At 41.4% G+C, this 14,172-nt stretch carries 14 protein-coding genes; 10 read left to right on the top strand and 4 right to left on the bottom strand.

The genetic code is table 11. The features are described 5' to 3' along the window. Positions 1–36 precede the first annotated feature (36 nt). The gene (locus H1R16_RS09415) at positions 37–774 is read left to right on the top strand and encodes a hypothetical protein (RefSeq protein WP_181886840.1); all 738 of its coding nucleotides are present in this window, start codon (positions 37–39) and stop codon (positions 772–774) included. A 235-nt stretch (positions 775–1,009) separates the two neighbouring features. Here H1R16_RS09415 and H1R16_RS09410 read toward each other — a convergent pair whose 3' ends face one another. Both H1R16_RS09410 and H1R16_RS09405 read right to left on the bottom strand, forming a co-directional pair. Next, positions 1,010–3,934 (bottom strand): M16 family metallopeptidase, encoded by a 2,925-nt coding sequence (locus tag H1R16_RS09410; RefSeq protein WP_187350445.1) that lies wholly within the window; start codon positions 3,932–3,934, stop codon positions 1,010–1,012. A gap of 108 nt (positions 3,935–4,042) precedes the next feature. After that, positions 4,043–5,377, bottom strand: a complete 1,335-nt coding sequence (locus H1R16_RS09405; protein ID WP_181886841.1) for a dihydroorotase — start codon at positions 5,375–5,377, stop codon at positions 4,043–4,045. Positions 5,378–5,498: 121 nt separating this feature from the next. On the opposite strand from H1R16_RS09405, the gene H1R16_RS09400 reads away from it, so the two are divergent. The 9 genes from H1R16_RS09400 (at position 5,499) to ribA (ending at position 12,824) form a co-directional block, all read left to right on the top strand. After that, entirely contained in the window at positions 5,499–6,917 is a 1,419-nt protein-coding gene (locus tag H1R16_RS09400; protein ID WP_181886842.1) for a lipopolysaccharide biosynthesis protein, read from the top strand. 1 nt (position 6,918) lies between these two features. Then, positions 6,919–7,353 carry a dUTP diphosphatase gene (gene dut / locus H1R16_RS09395; protein WP_181886843.1) on the top strand — a complete coding sequence of 145 codons (435 nt, stop codon included), beginning with the start codon at positions 6,919–6,921 and terminating at the stop codon, positions 7,351–7,353. A gap of 52 nt (positions 7,354–7,405) precedes the next feature. Beyond that, complete coding sequence (locus H1R16_RS09390) at positions 7,406–8,425, top strand: sugar phosphate nucleotidyltransferase (RefSeq protein ID WP_181886844.1); 1,020 nt, start codon at positions 7,406–7,408, stop codon at positions 8,423–8,425. 101 nt (positions 8,426–8,526) lie between these two features. Next, the gene (locus H1R16_RS09385; RefSeq protein WP_181886845.1) at positions 8,527–9,363 is read left to right on the top strand and encodes a DUF4292 domain-containing protein; all 837 of its coding nucleotides are present in this window, start codon (positions 8,527–8,529) and stop codon (positions 9,361–9,363) included. Continuing rightward, positions 9,360–10,910: a M23 family metallopeptidase gene (locus H1R16_RS09380; RefSeq protein WP_181886846.1), complete on the top strand. Its 1,551-nt coding sequence runs from the start codon at positions 9,360–9,362 to the stop codon at positions 10,908–10,910. Before H1R16_RS09385 ends, H1R16_RS09380 begins: the two co-directional genes overlap by 4 nt. A 33-nt stretch (positions 10,911–10,943) precedes the next feature. After that, a complete protein-coding gene (locus H1R16_RS09375) occupies positions 10,944–11,135 on the top strand; it encodes a twin-arginine translocase TatA/TatE family subunit (protein ID WP_181886847.1) in 192 nt (63 codons plus the stop codon). A gap of 11 nt (positions 11,136–11,146) precedes the next feature. Further along, a complete protein-coding gene (locus H1R16_RS09370; protein WP_181886848.1) occupies positions 11,147–11,755 on the top strand; it encodes a DUF4254 domain-containing protein in 609 nt (202 codons plus the stop codon). Then, positions 11,755–12,207, top strand: coding sequence for a hypothetical protein (locus H1R16_RS09365; RefSeq protein ID WP_181886849.1), 453 nt, complete (start codon positions 11,755–11,757; stop codon positions 12,205–12,207). Before H1R16_RS09370 ends, H1R16_RS09365 begins: the two co-directional genes overlap by 1 nt. A gap of 14 nt (positions 12,208–12,221) precedes the next feature. Further along, the gene (gene ribA / locus H1R16_RS09360; protein ID WP_181886850.1) at positions 12,222–12,824 is read left to right on the top strand and encodes a GTP cyclohydrolase II; all 603 of its coding nucleotides are present in this window, start codon (positions 12,222–12,224) and stop codon (positions 12,822–12,824) included. Between the two features lies 1 nt (position 12,825). Here the strand turns inward: ribA and deoD are convergent, their stop codons facing one another. Beyond that, entirely contained in the window at positions 12,826–13,533 is a 708-nt protein-coding gene (gene deoD / locus H1R16_RS09355) for a purine-nucleoside phosphorylase (protein WP_181886851.1), read from the bottom strand. 108 nt (positions 13,534–13,641) lie between these two features. Then, positions 13,642–14,151, bottom strand: a complete 510-nt coding sequence (locus H1R16_RS09350) for a hypothetical protein (RefSeq protein ID WP_181886852.1) — start codon at positions 14,149–14,151, stop codon at positions 13,642–13,644. Positions 14,152–14,172 lie beyond the last annotated feature (21 nt).

Here is a 14,172-nt window from a genome sequence, read left to right as displayed (position 1 = left end):
GAAATGCTACAAAAGAATTCCGTACAAATTTTAGAAATGGATCATCTTATAAATTTAAAAGAATCAATTCATAATAAGTTAACTGAAACTGTTTCTGATATAGAACAATCTGTAGGTTTAATTAAAAGATATGAAGTTATAAATGAGAAATTTATTGAATTTAAATTTCATTCAGAATATTTACCTTCGCTAATTGAAACCTTAAAATATAGATTGTTTTTAGGGTTTTTGCTTTCAGATATTTGCTCAAGCCTAAATGTCTATAATAATGCAAAAACCTTATATGAAGAGAAATTTGCAATTAGAAACCTGATTGTAATTGTAAATGAGGGATTTAAAAAAATATATAATTTTACAAAAGCTAATGAAAAAGGAGACGTAATCTTAAAACATCGAAATAACTCATTTTGGATAAAGAACATTAAACCAATAGTTTACAATGATATTATTATACTGAAAGAAAACTATGATGAAATAACCAAACAACTTAATGATTTTCTTGATTTTAATTTTGAAGATATAAAAACAACAAGAGATTTATCAATCCATTATGACAAGAATCCAATCGTAATACATAAAATGATGTTGAACTTAGATTTGGAACGTGAAAAAGAGATGGTTTTAAAATTTATGGACATAATAAATCTTATGTATTATTTTACTGAAAAATTATGTGCTGAATTTTTAGAGGAAATTGACAAATCTGAAATTGAGCTTCAAAAAAAGAATAAAGAGCTAACTGATGAAATACAAAGCTTAATAAACCAAAAATAGCACTCCTGCTAATAACTAAGCTTTCGTTGGGCTTGAAAAGCCAACAATGAAAGCCCGTTGAATGGAACCTGTGGTAGCTTTTTCAGCAGTCTTTGGAGTTGTCTTTTAGAATTTAACCTGAGGATTACTTCGTCGTCGTACCTCCTCCCCGCAATGACAACTTTACGTTTCCCGCAATCACACAAAAAAACTGCTCCAATCCGGAGCAGTTTCTATAAGCAATATTCTATAAGGTTTAGTACCCGAAAAGTTCTTCCAGGGTAATTTTCTTCACCTCGCCAATCTTTTTAAGATCGTCCATTTTCAAGTTCTTTTCAGAAGCTACCAACGCATACGTGTAAGGTTTGCCTGAAATATTGGTCGCATGGAATTTCTGAAGGTCGTTCATCGTGATCCTGTCCACATTGGTGTAAAGCTGCTTGCGGATATCGTCTTTCAAACCGAGCTGCTGTGCGGCCAGATAGCGGAAGATGATATCGTCCTGCACTACTCTTTCAGTCTGGATGTCCTTTTTCACCGAATTCTTGGCCAGATCCAGGTTTACCGGAAGCTGAGGCATGGTGGTCAGAAGTTCGTTCATCGCTCCTACCGCATCACCAAACTTATCGGCCTGGCTGCCCACATAACTCATCATATAATACTGGTCGTCTTTCTTGGAAGGCTGCACATAATACCCGTAAGTACTGTAGGCCAAAGCCTTGCTCTCACGAATGGTCTGGAAAACCACAGAACCCATACCGCCACCGAAATAGTTATTGAAAACCATTACCATAGGTGTTTTTGCCGCATCGTAGGTGTCTGTATTGCGAATCCAACGGGTTTCGGCCTGCACCATATCATAATCGGTGAACAGCACCTGAGTCTTGGTCTGCGGAAGCTGTTTGAAAGTCTTCAGCGGGCCTGCCGAGGCAAAGGTTGCCGGCACTTTGTGCATGGTTCCCAGTTTGGCTGTCAGATTTTTAATCGGTTCCGGACCATAATAGATTACAGTCTGCTCGTAGTTGTTCAGGTTCTTCATCCTGTCCACCAATTCCTGCGCAGTAACCGCGTTGATTTCCGCATCGGAAAGGGTGTTGTTGAATTTATTCTTCGGGCCGTACATCGCGTAGCTGGTAAGTCCCTGCAGGATGGCGCCTTTGTTGGCTTTCGCATCTTTTCTGGACTTCGCGATACGTGCTTTTAGCGCCGCAAGAGCGGTTTCGTCCGGTTTCGCGTTCATTACAAGATCTTCATAAAGCTTAACGGCTTTATCAAAATTCTCCTGCAGGCCTTCGATGGTTACCATTGTATATTCTTCACCTGTAGATACATTGAAGCTTGAAGCGATTTTGTAGAACTCCTTGAAAATTTCTTCTGAAGATTTCTTATCCGTCCCAAGGAACTGAAGGTACTGAGAAGCCAGTGACTGTTTAGGATCATTAAGTGTTCCTACTTTGTAACGGTATCTCAGTCTGAAAAGCTGGTTTTCAGTATTCGGTACGTAAAGAACTTCCGCCTTACCAAGTTTAGATTTCTGGATGTCCTTATTAAAATCTAAAAATACCGGTTCAGAAGGTGTAGACGGCATTTCATTCACCATTTTTACAAACGCAGACTGTTTGTCCGGGTTTGTTTCAACAGGCGTAATGGATGGCTTTTCAATTTTCTGAGGGTTCTTGTTCTCCCCTTTTTTCTTTAAGATGGCCACATAATTATTTCCGAAATATTTATTGGCGAAGGCTACAACATCTTCTTTTTTTATTTTGGAGATATCATCTACATACGCTACCTGATCTTTCCAGTCCAGTTCTGCGTTGAAGGCGCTTTGCAGCATAGACGCGCGGTCGCCATAACGTTCCAGACTCTGGATTTTCTCTTTCTTGATGTTATTTACAATAGAAGGAATCAGATCAGCATCGAAATTTCCTTTTTTCAGATTTTCGATTTCGCTGAGAACTAAAGTCTGAACTTCTTCCAAAGTCTGACCGGTAGTTGGCGCGGCTGAAAGATAAAGGATTCCGTGATCCTGCAGTGTGTAAGTAAATGCACTTGCACGAAGAAGTTTCTGCTTCTTAACCAGGTTAAGATCCAAAAGTCCGGCTTTTCCGTTGGTCAGGATAGATCCCACCAAATCTGCAAGCAAAACATCTTTATCCTTGTTCCCTGGCAAACGGTATCCTATTGTAAGGTTTTCGGCATCAGGACCTACAATTTCCTTAATGATAGGAGCCGTCATGGCCTGTTCCGGCTGGAAGGTATATTTCGGAACCGGCTTGTTCTTCATGTAAGAGAAAGCCCGGTCTATTTTCGCAATGGCATCATCAGGATTAAAATCACCTGAAAGGATAACTCCCATGTTATTAGGAACATAGTAATTGTTGAAGTATTTGCGGATCTCCACAAGAGATGGGTTCTTTAAATGCTCAACGGTTCCGATTGTGGTTTGCTTACCGTAGTTGTGGTTTTTGAACAATGTGGCGAACAGAGTTTCGAAAACCTTTCTGCTGTCGGTATCCAAAGTTCTGTTTTTCTCTTCATACACGGCTTCCAGTTCTGTATGGAAAATCCTAAGCACCGGATTTCTGAACCTTTCTGCCTGAACAGCAAGGTAACGGTCCAGCGAGCTGGACGGAACATCGTCTGTATAAACGGTTTCCTCAAAATTCGTCCACGCATTGGTGCCTTGGGCGCCCATTGCGGTCATCATCTTGTCGTACTCATTGGCAATGGCATACTTTGCCGCCACACCTGAAACAGAGTCAATTTTCTTGTAGATGGCTTTACGTTTAACTTCGTCCTTAGTAGTGTTGTACTGCTCATAAAGCGCGTCAATTTTGTCGAGTTCAGCCTTTTCCTTAGCCCAGTCCAGGGAACCGTACTTATCGGTTCCTTTGAAAAGCATATGCTCCAGGTAGTGTGCAAGACCTGTGTTGGTCGCAGGATCTGTTTTACTTCCCGCTTTTGTGGCAATGTATGCCTGGATTCGGGGGTCTTTCTTAGTCGGGCTCAGAATTACGGTGAGTCCGTTCTGCAGGGTATAGAATCTGGCCTGCGTAGGATCGTTGGTCACATATTTATACGTGTAACCACCACTCTTAGCTTCCTTCCACTGGTAATCCTGCGCCTGAGCGGTGAAGAGAATCCCAACAGCAAAAAGCATTAAAAACTTTTTTCTGATCATAATATATTGTTGTTAATACTGTATTAGACGATTGGTTTATCATTTTGTTGCAGAATACTGAAGATTTTGCTGAAAATATTTTTTAAACCATTCCGGCGATCAAAACGCTTATCTATTGAAAAGCAGTCTTTCGCCAAACTTTTCTTCGTTTACCTTCCCGTTTTCATAGGCCAATTTCCCGTTGATGAATGTATGCGTTACTTTAGAATGTAACGTCATCCCTTCCAGCGGACTCCAGCCACATTTGTAAAGGATGTTGTCTTTTGAAACTGTCCATTCGGAATTATCATCAACCAAAACCAGATCGGCTTTGTAACCCTCACGGATAAAGCCGCGCTTCTCGATCTGGAAAATAATGGCCGGGTTGTGGCACATTTTCTCAACAATCTTTTCAATAGAAATCTTTCCGCTGCGGAAATTCTCAAGCATTACGGGCAGAGAATGCTGCACCAGCGGACCTCCGGAAGGCGCGTTGGTATATACATTTTGCTTCTCCTCCATTGTATGAGGCGCGTGATCTGTGGCAATAACGTCAATCCTGTCATCCAGAAGAGCATCCCACAAACCCTGACGGTCGGCTTTGGTTTTAACGGCGGGATTCCACTTAATCAGTGTTCCTTTGGATTCGTAATCTCTATTGGTGAAAGTCAGGTGATGAACGCAGACCTCCGCAGTGATCTTTTTTTCGCTTAAAGGGATATCATTTCTGAAAAGTGAGGTTTCTTTCGCTGTAGACACATGGAAGACATGAAGTCTGGCGCCTGTCTTTTCGGCCAGTTCCACCGCTTTTGATGACGAAATAAAGCAGGCCGCTTCGCTTCTGATCAGGTGATGATATTCCATAGGTATATCGTCGCCGTACTGTTCACGGTACATTTCTGTATTTGCCCGGATCGTAGCCTCGTCTTCGCAGTGTACTGCGATCAGCATTTTGGTCTTGCTGAAGATATTTTCCAGGGTCTCCGGATTATCAACGAGCATATTTCCGGTTGAAGAACCGAGAAAAAGTTTGATACCGGCAACATTGCGCGGATTGGTTTTAAGCACTTCATCCAGATTATCGTTGGTACCACCCATCATAAAGGAATAGTTGGCAAATGATTTTTGGGCTGCAATCTGATATTTGTCCTCCAATAAATCCTGAGTTACCGCATTAGGCACCGTGTTGGGCTGTTCGATAAAACTGGTTACGCCACCTGCAACAGCCGCGCGGGACTCACTTTCAATATCGCCTTTATGCGTAAGTCCGGGTTCGCGGAAATGCACCTGATCATCGATCACACCGGGCAGAAGATATTTACCGGCAGCGTCTAGTATCGTATCAATATTTTCAGTTGGGATATTTTTGTCAATGGAAAGGATGAGGTCATCTTCTATGAGCAGGTCACTTTCCAATATTTGGTTCTCATTAACAATACGGGCGTTCTTTATAAGGATTCTCATGCTTTCAGTTGAATTTATTTGAATTGTAAAATTAGCTTTTTAATACAACCTGAGTGGTCATTTGCCTGCGGAATCTATGAACTGTAAACTATTTATTTACATTTGCATAAAATAATAATTCTTGAAGAAACTGCTTGGCGAAACTATCATTTACGGTATTGGGGCTATTTTGCCCCGTGTCATCATTTTTGCATTAAATCCGCTTTACATCGCCCTTATAGATAAGGATGAATTTGCGCAGTTCACAAGTCTTTACGCGATGATTTCTTTTGTGAACATCGTGCTTACCTTTGGATTTGAAACCGCTTTTTTCAGATTCTCGTCGGAAGCCGAGAATAAAAACAAGACTTTCAATACATCTTTCTGGTTTCTTGCAGGAACCTCTACACTTTTCCTCACTTGTTGTCTGCTGTTCAGTCAGCCTATTGCCAATGGTCTGGGCTTTGCGAAAAATCCTGAATACATACGGTGGTTCGCATGGATTGCCTTCTTCGATACGCTCTGTGTGATACCTTTCGCCTGGCTCCGATATCACAACAAGCCTGTTAAATACTCACTTGTTCGTGTAGTGCAGTCTTTAATACAAACGGTGGCTGTTATTGCACTTTTCCTGTATATCCCATCTGAGTTATCGCGCAGTTTTGGTCTGAAAGAAAAAGTTTCCTATCCGTTTTACAGCAATGTTATAGGAAGCCTTGTCGGTTGCCTGTTGCTTCTGCCCGTGATGCTGAAAGTGCGTTTCGAATTTGTAAAGGAGCTTTTTCTTCGGATGATAAAATACTCATGGCCCATCATGCTGGCAGGATTTGCCTTTATGGTGAACGAGAATTTTGACAAGGTAATGCAGTTCTTCCTGATAGACGAAGGTGATGCCGGTGCCTATGGTGGATGCTATAAACTGGCTGTTATAATGACGCTTTTTGTAACTGCTTACCGGATGGGAATAGAACCGTTCTTCTTCAAGCAGATGCAAAATGAGAATGCAAAGATCACCTACGCGAAGGTAACTGAGTATTTTACTGTCTTTGCTTCGGTGGTTGCCATGGGAATCATTGCCAATATTTCCTGGCTGAAAACTATTCTGATTCCGAACAGTTCCTACTGGACAGCCATTGACATTGTTCCCATCATTATAATCGCCAATCTGTTCTTCGGTATCTATTACAACCTGTCCACATGGTATAAGGTTACAGACCGCACGAAAGTTGGTACCGCAATTTCCTGGGCGGGTGCAGCTGTTACCATTCTTTTCAATTTCCTTCTTTTGAAATCGTTTGGCTTTATGGTTTCTGCGTGGACTACATTGGGCGCGTATTTTGTGATGATGGTACTTTCCTATTATTTAGGACAGAAATATTATCCGATTCCTTACAGGACAGGCAAAATCACGGGCTACCTTGTGATGGTGACTCTTTTCAGCTTTGTTTCCTATTGGGTTTTCAATGCTGACTTCTGGATCGGGAACCTTATATTCGTCCTGTTTACAGGAATCGTGCTGTATCAAAACAAAGAGTTTATTTTAAAATTGAAACGTAAATAGAATGAAGATAAAAGTCATTAACAAATCAGGCCTGGAGCTTCCAAAATATCAGACACCGTGTGCCGCCGGAATGGATATATATGCTGATATTCCCGAATCTGTGACATTTAAATCCCTGGAAAGAAAACTCGTTCCTACCGGACTTTTCATAGAATTGCCGCAGGGCTATGAGGCTCAGATCCGTCCGCGGAGCGGCCTTGCAATTAAAAACGGAATTACAGTACTTAACACTCCCGGAACCATAGATGCAGATTACAGGGGGGAGATAGGTGTAATTTTAGTAAATTTGTCTGACCGTGAATTTACAATTGAACGTGGTGACCGTATTGCACAGATGGTTATTGCAAAACATGAATGTGCCGAATGGGAAGAGGTTAATGAGCTTGCCGACACCGAGCGCGGGAACGGAGGCTTTGGAAGCACATCAGTGAAATAAAAAACATAAGAGCGATTTCGCCTTAAATGATGATAAAAAACTAATAACAAACATGAAAATAATCGTTCCAATGGCGGGCCGGGGTTCCCGATTAAGACCTCACACACTTACAGTACCGAAACCTTTAATTCCAATTGGGGGAAAACCAATCGTGCAGCGTCTCGTAGAAGATATTGCCAAAGTTGCCGGTGAAGAGATTGATGAGATTGCCTTCATTATAGGAGATTTTGGACCTGCAGTAGAAGCTTCACTTCTAAAGATTGCGGAGAAGCTTGGTGCAAAAGGAAGTATATATACGCAGGACCAGCCCTTAGGAACCGCCCATGCCATTAAATGTGCTGAGGCATCCATGCAGGGCGACGTTGTGGTGGCATTTGCAGATACACTTTTCCGTGCAGATTTTAACCTGGACAAAAATTCCGATGGCGTGATCTGGGTGAAGAGCGTTGAAGATCCATCCGCTTTTGGTGTGGTAAAACTTGATGATCAGGGATACATCACTGACTTTGTGGAAAAACCTAAAGAGTTCGTCTCCGATCTTGCCATAATCGGCATTTATTATTTCAAATCTGCCGAGAAGCTGATGGACGAAATAAACTATATCATGTCCAATGATATTATGCAGGGTGGTGAATATCAACTTACAACAGCACTGGAAAACCTGAGACAGAAAGGCGCAAAGTTCTCTCTGGGTAAAGTGGACGACTGGATGGACTGCGGAAACAAAAATGCTACTGTAGAAACTAACGGCAAGATCCTGAACTACGAACAGGAGGAGTTTAAGATCTATCCACAATCAGCAAAAATAGAGACCAGCCTTATCATCCAGCCATGTTTCATTGGTGAGAATGTAACTATTGCCAATTCAAAGATTGGCCCTAATGTGAGTATTGGCAATAATACCAAAATTGTTAATTCCAATATTGACAACTCCCTTATACAGGAAAATACGATAATAAATCACGGTAACCTTAGTAATTCAATGATCGGCAATTCAGCAGAGTATCACGGGGTATCACGTGAAATCTCGTTAGGCGATTTCTCGGTCCTGGATTTCCTTTCCAAGGACTGATAAAACATCAGCAATATACTACGCCAAACCACACAAATATTTTGTGTGGTTTGGCGTTAATATTGTAACTTATTCACGCTATGCCACTTAATTTTTCAATTATGAAGAGATTTCTTCTTCTTGTAGTTACCGGAATCGTGCTTTTTTCCTGTAAAGCCAGAAAAGCAATTGACGACACATCAGGATCCGACAGTACAGCAATAACCAAAAAACCTGTTGACGTTAATAAAAGCATCGATGCTGATGTCAAATTCTTTCAGAAAGTTCTGGTTCCGCCAAAATTTGATCAGCTCAAAATCAGCACTAAGGTAAATGTGGAAACGCAGTCCAGCTACCTGCCAACTCTGGATGCTACCATCTATATTGAAAATAATAAAAAGGTATGGATGAACTTATCCGCATTCTTTATAAGTATGGCCCGCGGCGTCGCGACTCCGGAAGGCATCAAAGCCTACAATAAAACCGATAAAACATTTATCGATTCTGATTTCGACTACCTTAACGGTTTACTGAACACTAATTTCATCAATTACAATTCTTTACAGCGGCTTTTGCTTGGACGCACCTTTGTGAAGATCAACGACCGCGAATTCAGACTCTCCAAGAATGCGCAGGGTTTTAAAATGGCATCTACGGTAAACCAAGTCATTGAGGCTGAGGATGGTAAAACCAGCGAATACAAAATTGAGCTTCAGTACGCACAGAATTACGATTTGATGAATGTTTATCTGAAGGATGTAAACAATTCAGACGAACTTCAGGTAAGCTATAGCGACTGGCTCTCTTATAAAGATTTCAGACTGCCAAAAAACGTTAAAATACTTATAAAAGGTTCTAAAGAAGGTCAGATATTGCTTGAAAACACGAAATTTGACGATAGTAAAATGCAAACTCCGTTTTCCGTTCCCGGAACCTATACCAAAATCGAAATTAAATGATAAAGAAAATCAGTTTTTTTACCGCAATTCTTCTTTTTGCACTGTCATTTGGCCAAAATAAGGAACAGCTTCAGAAGCAAAATGCTGAATTAAAAAAACAGATTGCCCAAATCAATACTCAGCTTGCAAAAAGCCGAAATGAGTCTAAGTTATCCCTTGCCTATCTGGAAGGAGTGAATAAAAAAATAGAACTCAGGGAGAAGGTATTTCAAAATACACAGAAGGAAAAACGTTTCATTGAGGACGACATCTACTTGCGTCAACTGGAAATTAACCGTCAAAACCGTGAACTGGCAGTTCTGCGCCGCAACTACGCCAATGTACTGGTTAACGCCTATAAAAACAGGGATCTTAAAAATAAGGTGACCTTCATACTTTCATCAAAGAATTTGGGTGAGGCTATCCGCAGGGTGCAGTATCTTCGTTTCTACTCGGATTACCAGGATAAGCAGGCAGCCAAAATTGCTAAAGCATCAAAAGATTTGGAACGCACTATTACCGAAAAAGCCAAATCGGCAAAGCAGAAAGAAATTCTTCTTTCCAATCAAAAAAAAGAGATTATAACTATCTCTGCGGAAAAGCAGCAGAAAGAGAAGCTTGTTCAGGACTTCAAGAAAAATGAAGTAAACCTCAGTGCGGAACTTAAACAGAAACAAACCCAAAGTAAAAATCTGGAAGGTCAAATCAGGGCAATTATTGCAGAAGAAATAAGAATTGCCAAAGCTAATGAAGAAGCAATAAAAAAAGCAGAAGCCGAAAAAATACGTCTGGCTAAAGAAGCGGCCGCACGCGAAAGAGCCAGAATTGATGCTGACAATAAGGCCAGAGCCGATGCACTGGAAAAGGAAAGACGTATCGCAGAAGCAGAGGCAAAGAAAGCTGCAGATCTGGCGGCTAAAAAACTTGCCGACGAACGTAAACGGACAGAAGAAGCCGCGAAGGCAGAGGCCAGCGCCAAAGACGAAGCCCGGAAAATAGCGGCAGAAAAAGAATCCCGCGAGGCCGCAATCAAATCCCGTGAGGCCAATGAGAAGCTTGCAGCAGCACGCGCTGCAGAGGCTGAACTTACCAGAAAAACGGATGTAGAGAAAAAAGCCGCCGAAAGCAAGGCACTTACCAACTACGGTGTATCCTCCAATGCAGCCAGTAACTTTGCCGAAAACCGCGGGCGAATGAACATGCCGGCTTACGGTACGATAACTCACCGCTTCGGAAGACAGCCTCACCCTGTATTCAAAAACATCGTAGAGGAAAACAACGGGATAAAAATCGCAGTTTCAAAGGGAACCGGAGCGAAAGCCATATTTCCGGGAACTGTATCAAAAGTGATGGCTTCCGGAGATGGTACGAGAACCGTGATCGTTAAACATGGCAATTACTTTACCATTTATTCCAACCTGAGCACGGTCTCTGTATCCCAGAACCAACAGGTTTCTGCCGGCACATCTATAGGACTGATCGCAGAGGATTTTGATGGGTCCTACACACTGGATTTCCAGATCTGGAACGGCACCACTCCAGTGGATCCCTCAGGTTGGGTAAACTAAAAAATAATGTAACTTTGCAAAAATATATATGTCATGGGAGGACTAGGATTTAGAGAGATATTGATCATTGCACTGATTATTATAGTGTTGTTCGGGGCAAAAAAAATACCGGAACTGATGCGTGGTATGGGCTCGGGAATCAAAGAATTCAAAGATGCTGTGAAGGAGGATGACAAAAAGCCTACCACAGAGCAAACTACACAGAATACAGACCGTACCGTTTAAGCACCACAACTATGGATTTCGCATTAAATGCGTGGCACATCTTCAATCAGTCGATTGGAGACTATCACCTAACGGACCATGTAGATGAACCACAGAAGCAACCTTTTCCAGCAGGAAGTTTGGAACAACTATTGTATTCAAAGAACTGGATTGACACCGTTCAATGGCATTTAGAAGATATTATCCGGGACGAAAGCATTACTCCGGATCAAGCGTTGCTTATAAAGAGGAGAATTGACGCATCTAACCAGAAGCGGACAGACCTGGTAGAATATCTGGACAGCTGGTTTTTAAATCATTTTATAGATATTGTACCTGCAAAGGAAGCTACTATTAATACAGAAACACCGGCATGGGCGCTGGATCGGCTTTCTATTTTGGCTCTTAAGATTTACCACATGAATCTGGAAGCTGAACGACAGTCGGCAACACCGGAGCACCGCGCAAAGTGTACAACTAAATTAGATGTTCTGCTGGAGCAGAAAACAGACCTGATGACGTCTATAAATCAATTATTAGCGGACATTGAGAACGGTAAGGTAAAGATGAAAACATATAAGCAGATGAAAATGTATAATGATGAAAGTCTTAACCCTGTCCTTTATCAAAAGGCCAAATAATGATTAAACCTTCTATAGTTCTTCTTTTTACGATATCACTGTTATCTTCCTGCGCTACAGATAAGTTTACGCCTTCACCGGTAAGTGGTTCACCATTTTCGGGGAATAGTGCCGGATCACTTGAGGAAAGATTCGGCGCAAATCTAAAGCAGAATATTCACGCTGCAGAAATCACAAATCTTATTGCTACCTTTCCCAGATTTACAAATGATGCCGTAAACCGGGAAGTATCTGTTTTGAAAGCGTACCTTCAGGAATATATTTATGCTTATGATGACTATAACCTGACCGCTAAAAAAAAAGCACACCGGAATGTCGAGAAGTGTTACAGAAAAATTCAGAACCTAAGAAAATATCTGAATAAAGATGAGGATGTTGTTCTGAACCGTTATCTAACCAGAATCAAAACCAATATTACGATTTTGGAAACTCCCACATTACTTCAGCCTTAATAAATAATTTACACATGTTGAAATTGCAGGCAGAAGCCAATGTCCCAACCGAATACGGTCAATACAGGATGATGGCTTTTTCCGACAACGATCAGGACTGGATGCCACATATGGCCATCATAGCCGAGAACACCGATTTTTCCCTACCGGTAAATGTCCGTTTTCACTCAGAATGCATTACCGGCGAAGTATTTCATTCCCGAAAATGCGAGTGTGGCCAGCAACTGGACGCCGCTATGCAGTATATCCAAATTAACGGAGGCATCATAATATATCTCCGCCAGGAAGGCAGAAATATAGGCATAATCAATAAACTGAAGGCATACGCGCTGCAGGAAAAGGGCATGGACACAGTGCAGGCTAACCTGGAATTGGGACTGCCGGCAGACGACCGCGATTTTGGGGTAGCGATTGAAATTCTTAAGCTGCTTTCTGTAAAAGAAATTAATCTCCTGACTAACAACCCGATCAAGGTACGCTTTGTAGAAGAAAGTGATATCCGCCTGAACAGCCGGATACCACTTCAAATTCTTGCACACGACATGAGCCGTTCCTATCTTAAAACCAAAAAAGATTTCTTCGGTCATTTGCTGGATGACCTTGAACCGGACATTTAGCTTATGCTTTTACCGCAGATTCAAGTGCCAGCTCAATCATAACCCTTAAAGCTTTTTCACGCTCATCGGAACTGATTTGCTCCCTTGTTGGGATGATATCTGAAACTGTAAGAAGGGTCGCCGCACTTTTCCCAAGATATTTCGCATTGGCAAAAAGGGCGAAAGCTTCCATTTCCACAGCCAGACATTTATGTTTTTGCGCGATCGCCGGCACAGCTGCGTCCTTCCTGTAGAAAATGTCACTGGTATGGATGTTTGACTCAATAACAGTCTTTCCAAGTCCGGCAGCGGTTTGGTTAATTGATTCAAATATATTTCCCTGGTGCGGAATCAGTTCTTCCTCTATTCCCCATGCGTATTTAGCGTAAGTAGACTCACTCGCTGCATTTTCCACATTGATTACATCAAACAGATTAAGGTCCGTGGAATAAGCACCACAGGTCCCAATCCTTATGATTGTATCTACCCCGTATTCGGTATATAGCTCGTAAGAATAAATACCTATGCTGGGAATCCCCATACCGCTGGCCCCAATGGTAATTTCATTTCCTTTATAAGTTCCTGTATAATAGAAAATATTACGGGTTTGGCTTACAAGTTTTACAGAATCCAGATAATTATCTGCAATGAATTTTGCTCTCAGCGGATCTCCCGGCTGCAATACGGTCTTTGCGATTTGCCCTTTGGCAGCTGCAATATGTACACTCATTATTTTTTTTTCAAAGATACAAAGATTGGAACAGAGGCGAAATCAGTTGAACATGAAAACAAAAATCCCGCAACACTGTTACGGGATTAGCAATAGTTAGGGAAATTACTATTTTAATTCAATTGTTTTAGAATCGTCGATATTGTAATGCTTGATAACCGAATTATAGTCACTGAAATCAACATTTGCGTTTTTACCGGCACTGGCAGGAACCTGCACAATTCTGAAGGTCTGATTATTAAGGTATGAGGGCGTTGTAGAAATATCATAATTTCCGCCGGCATATATCATTACATCATTTGAGGTAAAATCAAAATCATAGTCCAGTTCCTGAGTGGCATTGATATAAAGCGTTCGTGGAATTTGCTGCCAAACTGGCGAACCGTTGCTGGTACTGCCGCTCTTTCTATACACTAAAACGACATCGCTATTGAAAAGCGGCGTTGCAAATGTTCGCGAAATATAGTAGCCATCAGTCGCATTATAAGCAAAATTGGCATTGTTTATATCATACGTAACAGAGTAGGTGTCATAATCGGGCTCGTCATTTCTATTGTCGCAGCTTACTACAACTAAACCGAAAATCGCAATCAGAAGGAGAGAAAAATATTTTTTCATTTTAAATTATTTATTGTTGGT

Origin of the sequence: Marnyiella aurantia (assembly GCF_014041915.1) — a bacterium.
Classification (GTDB): Bacteria; Bacteroidota; Bacteroidia; order Flavobacteriales; family Weeksellaceae; genus Marnyiella; species Marnyiella aurantia.
The sequence above is the reverse complement of the archived record's forward strand: the minus strand, read 5'-3'. Positions and strand labels throughout refer to the sequence as shown.